Origin of the sequence: Hippea sp. KM1 (assembly GCF_000526195.1) — a bacterium.
In the GTDB taxonomy this organism is placed as follows: Bacteria; Campylobacterota_A; Desulfurellia; order Desulfurellales; family Hippeaceae; genus Hippea.
Genome location: NZ_JAFP01000001.1, coordinates 1,722,965 through 1,742,311 on the forward strand (window position 1 = coordinate 1,722,965; position 19,347 = coordinate 1,742,311).

General features: G+C 42.1%; 24 protein-coding genes. 12 read left to right on the top strand and 12 right to left on the bottom strand.

From position 1 onward, the window contains the following. Position 1: 1 nt before the first annotated feature. The 12 genes from D891_RS0108885 to D891_RS0108945 form a co-directional block, all read right to left on the bottom strand. Positions 2-388 (bottom strand): hypothetical protein, encoded by a 387-nt coding sequence (locus D891_RS0108885; protein ID WP_025270757.1) that lies wholly within the window; start codon positions 386-388, stop codon positions 2-4. A gap of 9 nt (positions 389-397) precedes the next feature. Then, the gene (gene gatA / locus D891_RS0108890) at positions 398-1,816 is read right to left on the bottom strand and encodes an Asp-tRNA(Asn)/Glu-tRNA(Gln) amidotransferase subunit GatA (RefSeq protein ID WP_025270758.1); all 1,419 of its coding nucleotides are present in this window, start codon (positions 1,814-1,816) and stop codon (positions 398-400) included. Between the two features lie 3 nt (positions 1,817-1,819). Beyond that, positions 1,820-2,107 (bottom strand): Asp-tRNA(Asn)/Glu-tRNA(Gln) amidotransferase subunit GatC, encoded by a 288-nt coding sequence (gatC, locus tag D891_RS0108895; RefSeq protein WP_051453582.1) that lies wholly within the window; start codon positions 2,105-2,107, stop codon positions 1,820-1,822. A 10-nt stretch (positions 2,108-2,117) separates the two neighbouring features. Further along, complete coding sequence (gene truA, locus D891_RS09765; protein ID WP_029952207.1) at positions 2,118-2,843, bottom strand: tRNA pseudouridine(38-40) synthase TruA; 726 nt, start codon at positions 2,841-2,843, stop codon at positions 2,118-2,120. Next, positions 2,840-4,195 (bottom strand): TldD/PmbA family protein, encoded by a 1,356-nt coding sequence (locus D891_RS0108905; protein WP_025270761.1) that lies wholly within the window; start codon positions 4,193-4,195, stop codon positions 2,840-2,842. The genes truA and D891_RS0108905 overlap by 4 nt, the downstream gene beginning before the upstream one ends. A gap of 42 nt (positions 4,196-4,237) precedes the next feature. Beyond that, the gene (ppsA, locus tag D891_RS0108910; protein WP_025270762.1) at positions 4,238-6,631 is read right to left on the bottom strand and encodes a phosphoenolpyruvate synthase; all 2,394 of its coding nucleotides are present in this window, start codon (positions 6,629-6,631) and stop codon (positions 4,238-4,240) included. Between the two features lie 133 nt (positions 6,632-6,764). Continuing rightward, positions 6,765-7,754: a cobalamin biosynthesis protein gene (locus tag D891_RS0108920; protein ID WP_025270763.1), complete on the bottom strand. Its 990-nt coding sequence runs from the start codon at positions 7,752-7,754 to the stop codon at positions 6,765-6,767. Further along, the gene (locus D891_RS0108925) at positions 7,738-9,141 is read right to left on the bottom strand and encodes a cobyric acid synthase (RefSeq protein WP_025270764.1); all 1,404 of its coding nucleotides are present in this window, start codon (positions 9,139-9,141) and stop codon (positions 7,738-7,740) included. The genes D891_RS0108920 and D891_RS0108925 overlap by 17 nt, the downstream gene beginning before the upstream one ends. Continuing rightward, entirely contained in the window at positions 9,138-10,154 is a 1,017-nt protein-coding gene (locus tag D891_RS0108930; protein ID WP_025270765.1) for a pyridoxal phosphate-dependent aminotransferase, read from the bottom strand. The genes D891_RS0108925 and D891_RS0108930 overlap by 4 nt, the downstream gene beginning before the upstream one ends. After that, entirely contained in the window at positions 10,144-10,830 is a 687-nt protein-coding gene (cobS, locus tag D891_RS0108935) for an adenosylcobinamide-GDP ribazoletransferase (RefSeq protein ID WP_025270766.1), read from the bottom strand. The genes D891_RS0108930 and cobS overlap by 11 nt, the downstream gene beginning before the upstream one ends. A gap of 11 nt (positions 10,831-10,841) precedes the next feature. Beyond that, complete coding sequence (gene cobT / locus D891_RS0108940) at positions 10,842-11,915, bottom strand: nicotinate-nucleotide--dimethylbenzimidazole phosphoribosyltransferase (protein ID WP_025270767.1); 1,074 nt, start codon at positions 11,913-11,915, stop codon at positions 10,842-10,844. Between the two features lie 132 nt (positions 11,916-12,047). Continuing rightward, positions 12,048-12,977, bottom strand: coding sequence for a tetratricopeptide repeat protein (locus D891_RS0108945; RefSeq protein ID WP_025270768.1), 930 nt, complete (start codon positions 12,975-12,977; stop codon positions 12,048-12,050). Positions 12,978-13,447: 470 nt separating this feature from the next. Here D891_RS0108945 and D891_RS0108950 point away from each other — a divergent pair, with 470 nt between their 5' ends. The 12 genes from D891_RS0108950 to D891_RS09290 all read left to right on the top strand — a co-directional run bounded on the left by D891_RS0108950 (position 13,448) and on the right by D891_RS09290 (position 18,727). Next, the gene (locus D891_RS0108950; RefSeq protein WP_025270769.1) at positions 13,448-13,729 is read left to right on the top strand and encodes a hypothetical protein; all 282 of its coding nucleotides are present in this window, start codon (positions 13,448-13,450) and stop codon (positions 13,727-13,729) included. Next, the gene (locus tag D891_RS0108955; protein WP_025270770.1) at positions 13,695-14,327 is read left to right on the top strand and encodes a nucleotidyl transferase AbiEii/AbiGii toxin family protein; all 633 of its coding nucleotides are present in this window, start codon (positions 13,695-13,697) and stop codon (positions 14,325-14,327) included. The genes D891_RS0108950 and D891_RS0108955 overlap by 35 nt, the downstream gene beginning before the upstream one ends. A 146-nt stretch (positions 14,328-14,473) precedes the next feature. Beyond that, positions 14,474-14,785, top strand: a complete 312-nt coding sequence (locus D891_RS0108960) for a nucleotidyltransferase domain-containing protein (protein WP_198014825.1) — start codon at positions 14,474-14,476, stop codon at positions 14,783-14,785. Then, the gene (locus tag D891_RS0108965; RefSeq protein WP_025270772.1) at positions 14,776-15,246 is read left to right on the top strand and encodes an HI0074 family nucleotidyltransferase substrate-binding subunit; all 471 of its coding nucleotides are present in this window, start codon (positions 14,776-14,778) and stop codon (positions 15,244-15,246) included. Before D891_RS0108960 ends, D891_RS0108965 begins: the two co-directional genes overlap by 10 nt. A 65-nt stretch (positions 15,247-15,311) precedes the next feature. After that, positions 15,312-15,839, top strand: coding sequence for a transposase (locus tag D891_RS09990; RefSeq protein WP_232227886.1), 528 nt, complete (start codon positions 15,312-15,314; stop codon positions 15,837-15,839). Next, on the top strand, positions 15,820-16,116 hold the full coding sequence (locus D891_RS09995; RefSeq protein WP_232227887.1) for a DDE-type integrase/transposase/recombinase: 297 nt from the start codon (positions 15,820-15,822) through the stop codon (positions 16,114-16,116). Before D891_RS09990 ends, D891_RS09995 begins: the two co-directional genes overlap by 20 nt. Beyond that, the gene (locus D891_RS10000) at positions 16,109-16,378 is read left to right on the top strand and encodes a DDE-type integrase/transposase/recombinase (protein WP_232227888.1); all 270 of its coding nucleotides are present in this window, start codon (positions 16,109-16,111) and stop codon (positions 16,376-16,378) included. The genes D891_RS09995 and D891_RS10000 overlap by 8 nt, the downstream gene beginning before the upstream one ends. Continuing rightward, positions 16,341-16,487 carry an integrase core domain-containing protein gene (locus D891_RS10005; protein WP_232227889.1) on the top strand — a complete coding sequence of 49 codons (147 nt, stop codon included), beginning with the start codon at positions 16,341-16,343 and terminating at the stop codon, positions 16,485-16,487. Before D891_RS10000 ends, D891_RS10005 begins: the two co-directional genes overlap by 38 nt. A 157-nt stretch (positions 16,488-16,644) precedes the next feature. Beyond that, complete coding sequence (locus D891_RS0108980; protein WP_025209007.1) at positions 16,645-16,953, top strand: transposase; 309 nt, start codon at positions 16,645-16,647, stop codon at positions 16,951-16,953. Positions 16,954-17,026: 73 nt separating this feature from the next. Further along, a complete protein-coding gene (locus tag D891_RS09775) occupies positions 17,027-17,290 on the top strand; it encodes an IS3 family transposase (RefSeq protein ID WP_084042356.1) in 264 nt (87 codons plus the stop codon). Positions 17,291-17,411: 121 nt separating this feature from the next. Further along, positions 17,412-17,858, top strand: coding sequence for an IS3 family transposase (locus D891_RS09780; protein ID WP_084042357.1), 447 nt, complete (start codon positions 17,412-17,414; stop codon positions 17,856-17,858). A gap of 122 nt (positions 17,859-17,980) precedes the next feature. Then, positions 17,981-18,727, top strand: coding sequence for an IS1634 family transposase (locus D891_RS09290; protein WP_025270773.1), 747 nt, complete (start codon positions 17,981-17,983; stop codon positions 18,725-18,727). Positions 18,728-19,347: the final 620 nt, after the last annotated feature.

The window sequence follows — 19,347 nt, forward strand, 5'->3', positions numbered from 1 at the left end:
ATCACACCTTCTCCTTCTTTATAGGTTTAAAGGGCAGTATGTTCTTTGATGTCTTTGTTTTTTTAATCTCCTTCACCTTGATCTTATCCTCCAAAGACACAACCACATCGGAGTCATCCTTTAAGAACTTTATGGTCAATATGTTATCTGTATTCATTATAATCATGCTTGATTTGTATATGGAGTCGCCTTTGTCCAGAGGCTCCAAGATCAACCTTCCGTTCTCCTCTTTACATTTATGCACATGGTCGATCTTCAGGCCAAAATACGCCTGCTCCTCAAGCATTATCATTAAATCATCGTCCTCGTTCTCATCAAAGTAATAGTCGATTGAGCCTATATAGCACTCACCACCTACCATATCAACCCTAACCCAAATCCTACTCATCACATTACCTCAATCCAAAGGGAGCCTATCCCTTAAATTAAACTCTTTCTCAAACGCCGATGCAACCTTGAATATCACATCCTCTCTAAAGGCGTTGGCCATTATCTGCAGCCCCAAAGGCAAACCGTTGTTAGATAATCCATTGGGTATGCTTATGGCGGGAATTGCCGTCAGGTTAGCAGGTATCGTAAAAATATCCGACAGATACATCTGCAGGGGCTTATCGGCCTTCTCGCCAACCCTGAACGCTTCTGTCGGGGTTGTGGGCGAGATTATGCAGTCAAACCTCTCAAACGCCCTGTCAAAATCCTGCTTTATCAATCCCCTGAGCTTCTGCGCCTTCAGATAATAGGCATCGTAATAACCGCTTGAGAGCACATAGGTGCCAAGCATTATCCTCCTTTTAACCTCATCACCAAAGCCCTCAGAGCGGCTCTTTAGGTACATTTCCTTCAAATCGCTATAATCAGAAGCCCTGAAGCCATACTTTACGCCGTCGTATCTGGCCAGGTTGCTTGAGGCCTCAGCTGGCGCTATGATGTAATAATCCGAAACGGCATACCTGGCGTTGGGCAAATCGACGCTCTCTATCTGGCAACCCAAATTCTTCAATATCTTTATACTCTCATCCATCGCCGCCTGAACATCGCTATCGCAATCCTGCAGTGTTTTATCGTAAAAGCCTATCTTCATGCCCTTTATGTCTTGATTCAAATACTGGGTAAAATCCGGCACATCGACAAAGGCCGAGGTGGAATCGTGCTCATCATGACCGCAAATTATATTCATCAAGATAGCAGCATCCTCGACATCCCTCGTTATAGGACCAATCTGATCCAGACTCGATGCAAACGCAACAAGGCCATACCTTGAAACCCTGCCGTAAGTGGGCTTTAGCCCCACAACGCCACACAGCGATGCAGGCTGCCTTATAGAACCCCCTGTATCAGACCCCAAAGCGGCTATAGCCTCACCACAGGCAACAGCAGCAGCAGAACCGCCACTTGAGCCACCGGGGATCCTCGTAATATCCCACGGGTTCTTGGTCGTGCCAAAGTATGAGGTCTCTGTGGATGAGCCCATAGCAAACTCATCTAAATTGGTCTTTCCTATAAAGACAGCCCCGTTCTCCTTTAGCTTCTTAACCGCAGTGGCATCAAAGAAGGCGACAAAGTTGGATAGAATCTTAGAGGAGCAGGTCGTCTTCTTGCCCTCGATGTGCATATTGTCCTTTATAGCAATGGGCAAATTCTTAAGGATTCCATCCCTGGGATTCTCCTCAAACGCCTCAAACACGCTGACATAGGCGTTTATCGTTTCATCCTTCTCCCTTATCCTTTTCAATACAGACTCATACACCTCTTCGGCTTTTATATCGCCTTTATCTATAAGCTCCAACAGTTCATGAAGTGTTTTTTTATACAGCATGGCTTACCTCTCTATCACCTTTGGCACCCTGAAGGCACTATCGGCTGCATCCGGGGCGTTTTGCAAGGCCGTTTCATTGGCCATGGATTCTCCAACCTCATCCTCCCTAAAAACATTCTTAAGCTCGCCTATATGGAATACCGCCTCTTGATTATCAAGATCCAGGCCGTCGATCTCCTTCATGTAATCGAGAATCTCATTGAATTGTGTGCAGAACTTTTCAACATCGGCCTCCTCCAACTCCAACATGGAGAGCTTTGCTATTCGCCTTACCTCTTCCTTTGTAATCATAATCTACCCCTCAATAACCTACCCGTCTTAAAAACAGACCCCTTGCCGGAGCCTTGAAGGACTTTACATTCCCCTTATTAAAAATTATATTACCGCTTCTATCCATTTGCAAGGCATTTAAGGAATATCCAACCAAAAGTCCCACGATGTTTCTAACCATGCCCCGCAAAAAACCGTTGGCCCTTATATGAAAAACAACAAAATCCCTCTGTCTTCTTATCCTCAAAAAATAGACCTCCCTCTGGCAACTCTTACCCTCAGGCTCATTTGCCACAAAAGAGAAATCCCTCTTGCCCACAAACAAGTCCGCCATCTGCCTCATAAGGCCAACATCCAATCTAAACCCGACATGCCAAACATATCTGGACAAAAAGGGAGCCATATATTCACCATCAAAGGCGAAATAGACATACTCCCTGAATCTTGCACTATACCTCGAATGGAAGCTATTATCAACCATTTTAATCCACTTTATGCGTATATCGTCAGGTAGAATCGAATTCAGCGCCCTTTTTAGATTGCAGGGTTCTATCTCAACAAGAACAGGAAAGTCTATAACCTGTCCAAAGGCGTGAACGCCGGCATCGGTCCTGCCGGCAAAATTAATCCTCGTTCTGGACTTAAAGATGCGCTCTAAGGCCTTCTCTATCTCACCCTGAATAGTCCTTGCGTTGGGTTGAATCTGAAAGCCGCTGTAATCTGTGCCATCATAGGCTAAACAGGCGCAGTACCTTATAGGCTACTACCTCCCACCATTATAGATGGAATCCTCAATGTGGGCTCACCGTCGCTTACAGGGACACCCTGATTAGACTTACCGCATGTGCCGACCTCAACGCCAAAGTCATTACCCACCATATCTATCTCATTCAACACCTTAGGCCCATTGCCTATGAGCGTGGCACCCCTTACCATATGCCCAACCTTGCCCTGCTCTATCAGATAACCCTCGGCAACCTCAAAGACAAAATCACCGGTCGTGGGGTTCACCTGACCACCACCCATCCTTTTGACCAAAAGCCCGTAATCCACAGAGGCTATTATATCCTCAGGGTCATCCTTACCTGGCAGGATATATGTGTTGGACATGCGCACGATAGGTGCAAAGCGGTATGATTCCCTCCTTGAGTTGCCCGTCGATTCTCTATCGGCCAGCTTAGCATACATCTTGTCGAACATGTAATTCTTCAACACGCCGTTTTCTATCAAAACCGTATTCTGGGCCCGCTCACCCTCATCGTCGTAATAGAAAGAGCCCCTCATCTTTGGCCTTGTGGCATCGTCCACCACGGTTATCTTATCATTTGCCACCTTCTGGCCCAATTTATCCTTATAAACGCTTAGGTTTTCATACACCAGGTCTGCCTCAAGGCCATGCCCCACAGCCTCATGGATCATGGTTCCGCCGGCTTGACTTGAAAGCACCACCGTCATCTTTTGTGCCTTAAGCGGAGGCGCCTTCAGGAGATTTAAGAGCTTCTCTGTCTCCTCTTCTGCTATCCTTTTAAAATCCCATCCGTCAAAATAATCAAAACCACCCAAAACACCAAAGGGTCTTCTTATACTCTGTGTTATCTGACCCTCCCTGGCGGTAATCTCAAAAAACAGAACCGTATAAATCCTCTCCTCTTTGAGCAACTCGCCCTTTTCGTTTATTATCTCTATCTCTTTCTTCCTGTCTGAGAATGTCAGGCTTACCTGCTTTATCTGATCCTTCTTGTAAGCAACACTGCAGAAATCATCGTAAATCTCCGTTATACGCTCAAATTCAGGCTTATATCCACCCCACATCTCAATACTCTTTATCCCTGATGCAGACACATCGAACCTGCCCTCTTTGGGGTTTGCAATATCCGTTATAAATCTTGCCATCCTATAGACGCTCTCCTCATCCGTATCGGTTGATGAGGAATACAAAACGCTCAAGCCCCTAACAAGCCTAACGCCTACACCCTCCTCAAAACCGACCTTTACATCCTCTATCTGGCCATTTTTGGCCTGCAACACCCTCACATAAGAGGCCTCTTTGTATATATCAAAGAAATCGCCCTTGCTATCCCTCAAAAGACCAACCGCAGACTCATACATAGTTCCACCCCAAACAAAAAAAGAGGGGCTTATGCCCCTCGCTTATCTTTTAAGCTTTTCCTCAAGCTTCTTTATATTCACAATGGTTGACATAACACTGTCTGGATTCAGACTCATCGAATCTATGCCAAGCTCAACCAAAAACTCGGCAAAATCGGGAAAATCACTCGGGCCCTGGCCGCATATACCCACGGGCTTGCCGTGCTTGTGGGCCTTCTCTATAAGCATCTGGATCATGCGCTTAACGGCTATGTGGCGCTCATCAAATAGGTGTGCTACAAGGCCTGAATCCCTATCGATTCCCAGGGTGAGCTGGGTTAAGTCGTTTGAACCGATGGAGAAACCATCAAAGATCTCGGCAAACTCATCGGCGCATATTACATTGCTTGGGATCTCGGCCATCACATATATCTCAAGCCCGTTCTCTCCCTGAACCAGGCCGTTTTTCCTCATCTCCTCTATAACCTTTTTGCCCTCTTCAGGCGTCCTGCAGAAGGGTATCATAAGGGCAACATTGGTCAGGCCAAATTCATCCCTGACCTTCTTCATTGCCCTACACTCAAGGGCAAAACCCTCCCTGTACTCATCAGAGTAATAGCGGGAAGCGCCCCTGAATCCGATCATCGGGTTTTCCTCTTCCGGTTCAAACTCCCTTCCGCCGATCAGGTTGGCATACTCGTTGGTCTTAAAATCGCTCATCCTAACCAATATCTGATTCGGATAGACGCTTGCCGCAAGCATGGCAACGCCTTCTGCAAGCTTATCCACAAAATACTGCGGCTTATCCTCATAACCCCTGGTAAGCTCGGCTATTACCTCCTTTGCCTTTTTATCCTCAAGCTCGTCAAAGTGGATCAAGGCAAGCGGATGCACCTGAATAAACGAGTTTATGATAAACTCCATCCTGGCAAGGCCTATGCCGTCATTTGGAATGCCGGCCGTCTGGAAGGCTATAGCCGGATTACCCAAATTCATCTTTATCTGTGTTTTCGGCTTTTCTATCTTGGATAGATCCAGCACCTCAACCTCGTAATCGAGCTTGCCTTCATAGACATAGCCCACTTCGCCTTCTGCGCAAGATACCGTAACCTCCTGGCCGCTTGAGAGTTTCTCTGTTGCATCGCCGCATCCAACAATGGCCGGAACGCCGAGCTCCCTTGAGATAATAGCGGCATGGCAGGTTCTGCCACCCCTGTTTGTTATGATAGCGGCAGCCTTCTTCATTATAGGCTCCCAATCGGGGTCGGTCATGTCGGTTACCAGTATCTCGCCCTCTTTGAACTTATCCATCTCCTCAGGCGTATCGATAACATTGACAACGCCCGTGGCTATCTTGCTGCCTACGGCTATACCCTCAACAATTACATTGCTCTTTTCTTTGAGCTTGTATGTCTCAAGAACGCTTAAGTTCTTCTGTGATTGGACGGTTTCAGGGCGTGCCTGAACAACAAACAACTGGCCGGTTTTGCCGTCCTTTGCCCACTCTATATCCATCGGTGTGTATCTGTTGTTTCTTTTGGAATAGTGATTCTCTATCTTAACGGCCCATCTGGCCAGCGTTAAGACATCGTCGTCTGTTATGGAGAATCTGTATCTCTCCTCCTCTGTCGTATCCACATCCTTTATGCCGCCGTTTTCGTCGTATACGGCCTTTGTGAGCTTAGAACCGAGCTGCTTCTTTATAATGGATTTATAGCCCTTCTCCAGCGTCGGCTTAAACACAATAAACTCATCCGGATTGACCTTGCCGGCAACGATATTCTCGCCCAAGCCGTAGCTTGCATTTATTACAACAACCTTATCGAAACCGCTCTCTGTGTCTATAGAGAACATGACACCGCTTGCTGCCAGATCGCTCCTTGCCATCTTTTGAACGCAGACAGACAGTCCGACCTTGAAGTGGTCGAAGTTCTTATCGTGCCTGTATGATGTCGCCCTCTCGGTAAAGATCGAGGCGTAGCAGCTCTTTACATAGTGAACAACATTATCAAGACCTTTAACATTCAGGTATGTATCCTGCTGGCCTGCAAATGACGCATCGGGTAAGTCCTCTGCCGTTGCAGAACTCCTCACGGCCACATCGCTCTCTTCTTCGTTGTAATATGCGCTGAGCTTCTCATAGGCCTCCTTTATCTCCTGATACAAATCATCGGGCATCTTTGCTTTGAAGATCAAATCCCTGGCCTTCTTTGTCCTCTCTCTTAAATCGTTTATGTCGTGGGTATCTAAATCCTTCAAAACCTCATAGATCTCATCCCTCAGATTGTTGGAATCGATCAGATACCAGTAAGATTGGGCCGTCAGAGCAAAACCGTAAGGAACATTAACACCCTCATCCTTAAGCTCACTGATCATCTCGCCCAACGATGCGTTTTTACCGCCAACTATGTGCACATCATCGGCGCTAATCTCATCCAGCCACTTCACATACTTCATCAACACACCCCCATTTTAAAACATATAGAAATAGAAATGAAGAATCCCCCCTCTGGTGAACTCGCAGGCATTTTAGCAAATGCCCCCTCCATTTTCAACGCCAAAAGGGAATAAATTTTAAAAAACCTGCAAATTAGCCAAAACATTCAACAATTACCTTCACAAAGACGAGGCTAAAGAATATAAACGCCAGATAGGATGAGGTCTCAAGCAGATGGATCGACCTTTCTATGTCGACGGTCTCTGGCTTCCTTGAGGAGTCCCCCATGCAGGGCTTGTTTATCAAAATACCGTTGTATCTTGTTTTTCCACCCAGTTTAAGGCCTAAAGCACCGGCAAAGGCGCTCATCGGGTGAGCCGAGTTTGGGCTTGGATGCGCCCTTCTGTATTTGCCAAAAACACGCATCGTCTCAAAGAAGTTAAAACCCAGAATCAGGCAAGACAGACCGATAAACACAATGCTCAATCGAGCCGGTATAAAATTCAACACATCGTCAAACCTTGCGGCAAACCTACCAAAAAGCTCATACCTTTCGTTCCTATAGCCAATCATCGAATCAAATGTGCTTACGGTCTTAAAGACAGCAACGCCCACAATGCCAAAGGCTGAATAGTAAACCATCGGCGATAATACACCGTCGACAAAGTTCTCAGAAACAGACTCAACCGTTGAGGTTATGATCTTCTCCTTTTCCATGTCATCCGTATCCCTGCTAACCATGAACGATAAAAACTTCCTTGCTCTATCCAGATCACCCTCTTCTAATGCTTCAAGCACCCTTTGTGCGTGTTGAGCCAAAGATCTTATGCTAATGGATGAGAAAACAAGATAGCTTGCAACAACACCGTAAATCAACCTTCCAAAGAAGCTGCCTGCGACAAAGACATACATGATTCCGAGGGCAAGAATAACAACAAGGCCTAAAACACTCAAAACAAACAAAGTCCCGCCCAAAAGCCCGTTCTCCATGCGGTAAAAATAATCCTCAAAAGAACTTATGAGCTTTCCTATCCAGACAACGGGATGCAAAGCGCTTGGTGGTTCTGCAAACACAAAGTCCAAGACAACGCCCACAAAGAAGGCTATACCGTTAAAAAATACAAACTCACAGATCAAGTCCATCCAGCATAATCCCCAAATCGAGCGAATCCCCTAAGATTCTTGAAAGTTCATCAAGCTGCTCGTCCTTCTTTTTAAAAATATCAATATCAAGTTTCATATCAACATCCAAAAACCCAAACAGCCACTCCAAAAAGACATTATTGTTGAATATGCCGTGTAGGTATGTCCCTATAACGAGATTTTCACTATCAAAAACAAGCAAATCCTCGCCTTTCAGCAATTGCTTTAGTTTTCCGTTCGATCTTGTCCTGCCGTGATGGATCTCATATCCAATCAGGCGCTTCCCTTCAAAATCTAAAATCCCTTCATACTCCCTATACACAACAACTTTGTCATTCAAAAGTTCCGTTTCGACATCCAAAAGGCCCAAAGCCCTCTTGCCATCTATGCTTTTACCAAGAATCTGATAGCCGCCGCATATACCAATAATAGGCTTTTTGCCCAAAATGCTTTTTAGATATACATCAAAGCCCGACTCAATCATAAACTCAAGGTCAAATAAGGGGTTTTTGCTGCCCGGCAGGATCACTAAATCGCAATCGTCCAATTCTAAAGGCCTTTTAACAAATCCAAAGCCCACATCCAAAAACCTAAATACATCAAACTCGTTGAAATTCGACATATGCGGCAGCCTAATCACACCAATCTTAACCTTGCCGTCTCTTTTGTCTGGCCCAAAAACAGAATCCTCCTCATCAAGCTTCAAGTCCAGATAAGGCACAACGCCCACAATGGGCTTAGAACAGTAATTTTTAAACATATCAAAAGCGGGCTCTAAGATCCCATAGCTCCCCCTGAACTTGTTTATGATAAACCCTTTGACCAAATCCCTGTGTTTTGGATGCAAAAGCTCAACCGTGCCTTTAAAGGCTGCAAATACACCACCCCTGTCTATATCGCCCACAATGAAAACTTCAGCTAAAGCATACTCAGCCATTGACATATTGACAAAATCGTGCTCATAGAGGTTAATTTCGGCCGGTGAGCCTGCACCCTCAAGCACAACAACATCGTATTCGCTTTTCAAGCTATCGAAGGCCTCAAAGGCAATTCTTCTATTTTCTCCATTCAGTTTGTAATAATCTTCATACGAATACACACCTATAGGCTTTCCCAATCTAACAAGGTAAGACCTGCCGCTATCGGGCTTTATAAGGATTGGGTTCATCCTGGCATCAGGCTTGACCCTACAGGCAAAGGCTTGTAAAGCCTGTGCAACGCTGATCTCTCCGCCTTCGGGTAAGGCAATGCTGTTTAGGGACATGTTTTGGGCTTTGAACGGTGCAACGCGCAAGCCCTTATTGGATAAAAGCCTGCAAAAGCCGGCTGCGATTATCGTTTTTCCCACACCGCTTGCCGTTCCGCAGAACATTATGGCCTTTTTCATTTGAAATACCCTTCAAGGAGCTCTAAAAACAGTTCCATGCTGTATCTATCTTTGATCGAAACCCTAAAAAAGTTCTTATTTAGGCCGTAAAAGTTTTCACAACTCCTCAAGAGCAGCCTGTTGTTTTTGAAATAGCTAAAGAAGTCTTCTGGATCGCCCGAAAGCCTAAACAAAACAAAATTGGCATGGCTGTCAAAGACCCTTACCATTTCAAAGCCCTTAAGCCTTTTAATCAAATAATCCCTAAGGTTCACTATCTCTTCTATCCTTTTTGTGAAATCCGTATCAAGGGCGGCCTTTGCAAGCTCAAGCGCAAACTCAGAGACACTCCAGGGCGGCCTCAAAGCTTTGAGTTTTTCTATAAAATCGCCATTAGAAGAATAGAGCCAGCCAATACGCAAACCAGCAAGGCCGTGGAGTTTAGAAAAAGACCTAAGCACGCAGAGGTTATCAAGCTTCTGATGCAAAAGCGAGTTTCTGTTGAAGTCAAAGTCCATGTATGCCTCATCGACAACAAAGAAGCTATTTGGGTTGTCTTTAACAGTCTTTAAAAGTCCCTCTTTTTTCAAAAGCACGCCTGTTGGATTGTTGGGGTTGCATACAAAAACCACATCAAAACCCGAAAAATTAATTCCCTCAAGCTCAAACTCAAAACCGTTATCCTCATCTGATAAAGCATACTGAACGGTTAGGCCAAAGTTGCGGCTCTGCTTTTCGTACTCTGAGTATGTGGGTGCAAGGATTAAGGCCTTCTTGTTTTTAAATATGCAACAGATGTCCTTTATAAACTGAGAAGTGCCGGCATTAACCAAAACGCTATTGCGCTGAAAACTAAATTTTTCTTCAATCAAACGCTCAAGCTCGTCGGGTTCTTCCGATGGAAGCCTGCTTCTCAGCCTAACAACACCCAAATCCGCATCCACAACATTGCTGCTTAAATCGACTATTTCGTCAGGACTTATGTTAAGCTCTCTTGCTATCTCAAACACATTGCCGCCGTGATCAGAGGCCATAAAATACCCCTAAAAGGAGCATGAAAAGCTCTGTTATCTCTATGGCAAAACCTATCATATCCCCCGTTATACCGCCTATTCTTCTTTTGAAATAGCTAAAGAGAAAGAATCCCCACAAAAAGAAAGAGGCATTTAACATACCCATCAGGGCAGGGTCAAACAGAAAAAAGCTCAAGGCCACAAAAATAAACCCGCCGAGGAAATCCCATATATCGAATTTTTTAAAGAAACTCTTAGCCGTGCCGGACTCTCTTGCATAGGGGAGTTTCTTCATTAAATATACAGCCACAAACCGCCCATAGATGGGTATAAAAATTAGAAAAAGCGGATTTCTTATTGCATTAAAACCCAAATACTTGCCCAACAGGACAAAAAACAGAGCCAAAACGCCAAAGGTGCCGATTCTGGAATCCTTCATTATCCTCAACATCTCATCCCTGCTTCTGTGGGAGAAGAAGGCATCCGAGGCATCTGCAAGCCCATCCAGATGAAGCCCCCCGCTAATCAAAGCCAGATAAAACACCATCAAAAAACCCCTAAAAGGGGCAGGGGTATAACTTAAACCGTAAAGGCCAACACCGATTAGACCGCCTGTTAGGGTGAAGAACTTAACAGAGCCTTTGGCATCAAAATCGACATTTATGCGGATTATGGTTAGAAAGCTCAAGGAGGACAAAAAGTCGTTTATTATTTTTCTGATTCTGAAACCCCCGCTTCCTGGAATGTGGCAACCTCTTTTATTACTCTTGCTGCGGCATCGACTATATGCATAGCTAAAACAGCACCTGTTCCCTCACCGAGCCTCATATTAAGCCTAAGGATCGGGTTTAGGCCTAAATACTCAAGCATGAGTTTGTGTCCGTTTTCCTCAGACAGATGACCGGCAAACATGTAATCGGCCACGGTTGGGTTGAGGTTGTAAGCAATAAGTGCCCCCGCCGTTGATATAAAGCCGTCTATCACAACGGGTATCCTCTTAAAAGCCGCAGCCAATATAACCCCGGCTATAGCGCCAATCTCAAAACCGCCCACCTTTGCAAGCACATCGATTGCGTCGTTTCTATTCGGTTTGTTCAGCTGAATCCCCCTTCTGATCACATCTATCTTGCGATTGTATGATTCATCATCAAGGCCTGTACCCCTGCCTGCAATCTCTGAAGGGTCTTTATCCAAAATAACGCTTGCAACGGCCGCCGACGGTGTTGTGTTGCCTATGCCCATATCGCCTGTGGCTATGAGGTTCAGGCCGTATTGTTCTATTTTGTCCCTTGCAAGTTCAAAACCTCTTAAGATACTAAGGGTGGCCTCATCCCTGCTCATTGCGGCCGTTTTTGTAAAGTTCTGGCTGCCTGAGTTGACCTTCTTTGATATAAACTCGTTTTCGCCGCTTAGCTGCTGGTTTTCAAAACTGCACTTCGTTCCAACATCGCAAACAACAACCCTTGCATTATTCTGCCTTGCAAGGACATTTATCGTGGCAATACCGCCAACAAACGCCCTGATCATCTCACAGGTCACAACCTGAGGGAATGCGCTAACACCCTCCTCAACAACGCCGTGATCCGAGGCCATTACGAACACGCATCTCTTATCCGTCTCGGGCTTTAGGCTTCTGTGGATCGCGCAGAGCCTCTCAGAGATATCATTCAGCATACCCACGGCCCTCGGCGGCATGATGAGATTGGATGTCCTTTCTTTGGCCTTCTCAAAGACCCCCTTATCCGCAGGCTCTATCGAGTTAACTATGTCTTTTATATCCATAACCCCTCCAACAATGTTTTTTATCAATTACCACAAAAGCTGAACAAATACAAGGTTATTGAGGGGGATGGATGTATAGAAAGAGGCAAGGATTTACAAGGAAGGATCCAAGAGCCTATACAACAAGAAGCATCAATTAAACTCTGAGATTTTCTGCTTAAACTCCCTCAGCCACTCAAAGGCCCCTTTGGTATTTTTCCAGGCCTTCCATGCATCAAAAACATAAGCAACAGCCTCATCCTCATCGCCTATACCGATAAATTGAGGGGGCTCTTTTGGCAATTTTCTAATACCCAGCATATAATCTATCACAAACCTATTCCTATTGTGTGCATACAACAAGGCTTCATCGGCTATCGATATTCTGCCGAATTTTTTAAAATAGAAGAGAGCCCTATTGAAGTTGCAATTGGCGCAATCCTCATCTTCAAGATTTCTCATAAACAACTCAAACCTTATCAAATCGTTCTTCTCAAGCAACAAGGTTGATAATAAATATCGCACTCCCTGGTTATCCCCTGGGTTTAATTCCAACATTTCTTCATATATCTCTATCGCCTTATCAATATCACCCTTTGCATAAAAACATTCAGCAAGACCCGCCTTTGCCCTCATATAAGGCCGGGTCGACAAAATTCCCCAAAAATTACCCTTTTCTTTCTCGAAAATTTTTTCACCAAGCGTCTTTTTGCTCAATTCTATTGCCTTTTCGTATAGTTTCATAGCTTTATCAACATTCTTCTCTATGCTGGCTAAATAATTATATGCATCCGCATTATCTGGATCCAATTCTAAGGCTTGTTTTATTAGCTTTTTGGCTTTAGAGACAGGTTGCTCATAGGCCTCATAAACCAGATCCTGCGCACGCTCTTTTTTGTTAATACTTTCCGGCAAGTAATCATCAAGGCTTTTGCCCATCAAACTATCTAAAAAATCCTTAAGCTCATCAGCTGAGCTAAAATTTTGTTTTTCTATTAAATTTATTAACCTCGAAAATTCCCTTTCTGCGCTCATCTTGCTAAAGCTATTCTTTTTCTTACCTGCTTTTCTTTTCTTGCCCACAAGCCACCTCTTTGTTTTTATAATTACACAAAACACCTGCCCCAGATTATTATTTTAAACTTTTATCATATCCCTCAAAGTCGTGTCAACAATTCTATACAGACCGTTAGATAAAGAAACACAAAGCAATCAAAAACAGTATATGCCCAAACAACAAGACTCACAACGGCAGTGATTGCTTGGTGTATAGCCTAAGCTGCTTGACAAAACATTTCAAGAATCTCTTAAACCTATTCCTCTTGCAATAAGATGAAGCTTCGTATAAAAATTCAAAACCTGATTAAAACTGTGCAACTATCTGACTAAGGTGGCAAAAAAATTGAAACAAGAACGAAAAAAGATAGAATTATTTAAGAAACGGCTAAAAAGCCAATAAAGTGACAGAGAGGGTAAAAGCGCCAAACAAAATGGTATGGTGCGATCTTCATTATCTTGAGGTTGAGCTTATCCATTGGCAGGAGATGGAATAAATGAGTGTCTTTTGGAATATAGATAAGAATAGCAAGATAGATGAAGTTACTTTAATAGAGCACACGCTAAAATACGGCGATTTTGACGATATAGTGGATTTGTTTAAGAAAATTGACAAGAATAGAATAAAAGAAGTCTGGTTAAAAACAATGGCTACAGATAAGAGGTTTTTGAAGGTTAATCTGATGATAGCAAGGATCTTTTTCGATATGGATGTTGAAAAGGACTATTTTGAAGGCTTGAATAATGCAAGATTTGAAGTTAAAGTGTCTGTTAAATAGCGCAAGAGAGGTTTTGTTAAAACTCGTAGAGAGTGGCTATATGAGAAACTTTGTGTTGGTAGGCGGTAGTGCTTTGGCATTGTATCTTTGTCATAGATTCAGTGAGGATTTGGACTTTTTTACTTATGACGATGGCAACTTCCAAAGGGAAGAAATATTCGGAATAATCGACAAATTTGAAAGCAAAGAAATAGTGAACATCAGTGACGAACAGATTGATGCCATAATTGAAGGTGCGAAAGTTACCTTTTTTAATGCAAAATGGCGCTTCCTAAAACCAAAAAAGATAAAAAATTTCAATATTGCCACGTTAGAGCAAATTGCAATCATGAAGACAAATACACTTTTTTTGAGGGCAAAGTACAGGGACTATTATGATTTATATTTTTTGGCGCAACACCTCAGCTTGAGGCAAATTTTTGAGCTGTCAAAAGATATATTGAGTGGCATAAATCTAAAGCTTTTTATAACGGCTTTAACCTTTATCGATGATATAGAAGATGAAAAATTGGATTACTTGAAACCAGCAAAAAAGCTTTCACTGAAGGAAATTAGGGAGTTTTTTGAAGAGAAAATCAAGGAGGAATTTCTTGAATAAACAAGATGGGCTTTCTTTTTCTTGACTTTTCTCATTTTTACTTTTACATTTGAGCTTGCGTTTAAGTTTATGAATATGGGTTGATGGTTTAATTGTCAGATTCACAGAAATTTAAAAGATTGTCTTTTTAGTCGAGGACTATTAGGGTGAAAGAAAGTAGAATTTTGGATAATTTAAAGTTAGAAACATTAGAAGATTTGAGAAACTTTTTAAGGGACTTTTTTGGAAGCGAGAAAGTGGAAATTTATCTATTTGGTTCAAGGGCAAGAGGGAATAATACTTCATTTTCAGATGTTGATATAGGACTTCTGGCAAGTAAAGACATATCGGACAAAATGACCGTGTTAAGAGATGTTCTGGAAGAAAGCAATTTTCCCTATAAAGTCGATTTGGTGGATCTGTCTTCAAACAAAGAACTTTTAGAAATTGTCTTAAAAGAGGGCAAAAGGTGGCTTTAGAAAAGCTTGTAAAAGATTTTGAGAGGGCTTTGGAAAGGCTGAAAGAGGCTTACTTAAGAGCGAAAAATTCAGATAAAGACGATTACTATTTTTTTAGGGATAGCGCTGTTCAGAGGTTTGAATTTACTGTTGAGATTTTCTGGAAGTGCATCAAATCTTATTTAAGAGAGATTGAAGGAATTGAATGTAGAAGCCCTAAATCATGCATAAAGAACTTTTTCTCTGCAGGCTACTTGAACGAAGAGGGGACAATCCTTCTCCTTAAAATGATAGATGACAGAAATTTAACTTCTCATACACATAGAGAGGAAGTAGCTGAACTACTATTCTCAAAACTTGAGGGGTACATAGCTCAATTGGAAGAGGTGCTTTTGGGTTTGCAAAAATATATGAATTATAATGCCCCCGTAAACTTCATCAGATTTTTGAACACTTCTCTTCTCAAATCTGATAAGATTTGAGAAGTAATCAGATGTTCTTAAATCTGATTTAGTCTTAAAAGTTTGATTGATTTGAGGAGGTTGTTGTGTCAAAGAAACACAGAAAGTTTTCTTCTGAGTTTAAGGCCAAAGTGGTCTTAGAGTTGTTGGAAGGTGACAAGAGTGTAAGTGAGATTGCATCCAAATACGGCATATTACCTAAATCCATACATCAGTGGAAGAAGCAGTTTTTGGAGAATGCATCCTTAGCCTTTGAGAATGCTGTCCCGGCAAAGAAGTATAAGGAAGAGATAAGAGAGAAGGAATCCCAAATTGAGGCTCTATCCAAAGCATTGGGTCAGGCTACCATAGAAAGGGACTGGGTATTAAAAAAATTAAAGAGCTTGGGCTTGAAGACTAAGAAGAGCCTGGTGGAGCCCAAGCTCAAAAACCTTTCAATCACCAGGCAAACAGAGCTTTTAGGGATGAACAGGTCTACACTGTATTACAAGAACAAGCCAGAGATTTCAGAAGAAGACATAGAAATCATGAATGCCATTGATGAGATATACACAGAGTTTCCATACTACGGATACAGAAGGGATATACCACCAGTTGAGAAGAAAAGGCTTTGATAATGTGGGAAAGAGAAGAATAACAAGGTTCATGAAGATTATGGGCATAAGGGCTTTATATCCCAAAAGGAAGAGATTTAAAACAACAGAATTGGATAAGAACACAAAGGCCTATCCATATCTGCTAAACGACATAATACCCACAAAGCCCAATCAGGTATGGGTCTCAGATATCACATACATCAGGCTCTGTAAGGGCTTTGCCTATCTGTGCGTCATAATGGACCTAAAATCAAGGGCTGTATTATCACACAAACTATCACCAACAAATGGATGATGAACTTGTTGTAAGGACTATAGAATCTGCTATAGAAAAATACGGAAGACCCGATATCTTCAACTCTGACCAGGGGAGCCAATACACCTCAAACAGGACAATAGAGCTTCTAAAGAAACACAACATATCCATATCCATGGATGCCAAGGGCAGGTGTTTTGACAACATACACATGGAGAGGTTCTTCAGAAGCTTAAAACAGGAGAATATCTATCCAAGCTGCTATGAGAGATTCAAAGACGCAAAAAACTGGAATAGATGAATACATACACACCTACAATAGCAAGAGATTACACTCTGCTATTGGATATAAGACGCCTTTTGAGGTATATGGGTGTATGTCAGAAACAAAAGAAAACATAGTTGCTTGAAAAGGAGGTGAGTAGTCCTGTTAACTGAGGGTTAAGGAGAGAGAAGGAAAAGGGAAATGGGAAGAATTGACTTGACAAGTGGGGCAATATAACCTGCTACAATCCTGTATACACCAAGTTAGTGCATATGATACACTAACTTAAGGAGGTAGTTTTTATGAAACCAAGGAGAAGGTTTTCAAATGAATTCAAGTTGGATGCAGTCCTCCTTACTCTTCAAGGAGACAGGACTGTCAAAGAGGTATCAGAGGAGATGGATATCCCCTATGCTCTCCTTTGCAAATGGAGAACAAAATACAAAAAGTTGGGAGAGAAGGCCTTTGTTGGCAAAGGAAACATCTCAGAGGATAGAAAAGACATAAAGGCTTTAGAAAGAGAGTTGAGAATTGTGAGGCAGGAGAGAGACATATTAAAAAAAGCACTCGCCATCTTCTCAACTCATCAGAACAAAAATACAGATTTATAGAGATGTTCAGAAATGAATTTCCAGTTGAGAGGATGGCAAAAGTACTGGATATTACAAGGGATAGCTACTACAAATGGCTAAGAAGAAGACAAAGCAAAGAAAACAGGAAAATGAGTTTCTACTTTCGAGAATACGACACATATTCTATCTCCACAAGAAAAGGTACGGCTCAAGCAGAATCCATGCAGAACTTAAAAAAGAAAACATAACCTGCTCAAGAAGAAGAGTAGCGAAGCTAATGAAGTCAGCCAATCTTATCAGCATAAGATACAAAAGACACAGATACCCAGAAAATAAAAACAGTGAAAAAATAGATAAATATCCGCCAATCTGTTGAATCAGGACTTTACTGTTGACTCACCCAACAAGGTCTGGGTATCTGATATAACCTATATCCCAACCAAAAGAGGGTTGGCTCTATTTAACCACAATAATAGACCTGTTCAACAGAGAGGGTAGTGGGTGAGAGCAGGTCATACAACCTAAAAACGGAGAATACCGTCATAAAAGCCCTATATGAGGCAATGAGAAAGAGGAAACCAAAAGAAAAACTCATATTCCACTCAGACAAAGGCGTTCAATACCACTCCAAAGAATTCAGAAACATACTCAAAGCTTTCAATATCACACAAAGCACAAGCGGAAAGGGCAACTGCTATGATAATGCTGTCGCTGAGAGCTTCTTTAAAACCCTAAAGAGTGAGCTTCTATCAAATGGGGCTTTCAAAACAAAAAGAGAAGCTAAAATCAAGGTTTTTGAGTATATAGAGTTGTACTACAACAAGAAAAGGATCCACTCCTCACTGAATTGGTGTACTCCTGAGGAGTATTTGGAGAACTACTACAGAAATACTGACAAAAGAGAAGAAGAAACACAACAAGTAGAGCAGAAAGAGGCAGTGTGATTAAAAAAGAGGGGGGGGTTTTTAAAAAACATGACTAATTGGGTGTATAAAAAAAGGTTGACAGACCAATGAGGGAATGAGACAGAAATGGTTCTGTATAAAAGCAGCTATGCTAAATCAAAATGGATAAAACGATAAAGAAAGAGTATCAAGAAAAAGAAAAACAGGAAATGAAACTCATTGAGAAACTGCAGAGGAGAAGATTTTTCTGCGAAGCTGACGCAAAAGAGGTACTTAAAGAAAAGACAAGTAAGTTAGAGTGCCTAACCATAACAGAAGCTAAACTCATATCAAAGCCCAAATACAAGACAAAAGGAAGACCAAAATCGGATGCCAAACCGGATTACTATGAATACTACTGGGTTATAGATACCAAACCAACAAAAGGGTACATAGAACAGAAGCAGAACCAAAAGAGTGGTCTTTTTATCCTTGCAACCAATGACATGAAACTATCAGAAAAAGAACTGCTTGATGAGTACAAATCACAACAGAGGATAGAAAGGGGCTTTAGGTTTCTAAAATCACCGGAGTTTCTAAGTGATGCCATGTTTTTGAAAAATCCAAAACGCATTGAAGCAATGCTTATGATAATGACTATATCCTTACTTGTATATGCTGCCTTGGAATACAGAATAAGAAGTGAGCTTAAGAATAAAAACAAGACCTTTCCCAATCAGCTTGGGAAACCCATTCAGAACCCAACAGCAAGGTGGGTGTTTGAGAACTTCTTTGCCATACACCTACTTATTCTAAACAACCAAGAACAAATTGTTGGGTTGGAAGATAAGCATAGGCTAATACTGGAGCTGTTGGGTGGAACTTATATGGGGTTTTATGGTATAAATGGAGGGAGAGGTGCGGAATGAGGGGTGTATGTAATTTCTCAGGGATTTCTCGCTGCCAGGAAGCTCTTTGAATTTCTCCTCAAGATAGTCATATACACCGCTCATATTGAGTTTCTGATAGTCCAAGCCGATGCCGAGAGATTGTAAGAATTGCAAACAGAAACGAGATAAATAATTGTATATTTTTTGTTTGAATTTCTTTTTGCAGGCATCATCTCGGCTCTGGTGTTTGATTTGTAGATTGAGAGTATCTCATCTTTGAAGGGGTCAAACAACTTGTCCCTTGATAGGGGTAGTGTAAAATTACTTGTGTCACCCTTTGAAGGGAGAGGTGCGGAATGAGGGTTCTAACTATTATAGTTATATTATTATGTTTTTAAAAAAATAAAAAATAAAAAATAAAAAATAAAAATAAAAATTTGAAGTTGCAAACCCTGATAATACAAAATCAAAATTCAATAAGCTAAATCCATAAAATAACAAAAAAGGAAGTAAGTGTTTTATATTATTTCTACTCTTTCTATATGTATTGTTTAATATCTTCATTAGAACTCCATTTACGAAGCCATACATCACCAGTCCAAAGAAATGAAATGATAAAAAAGCTTCCATAAAATGATATGATGCTCCAAGTTCGGTGT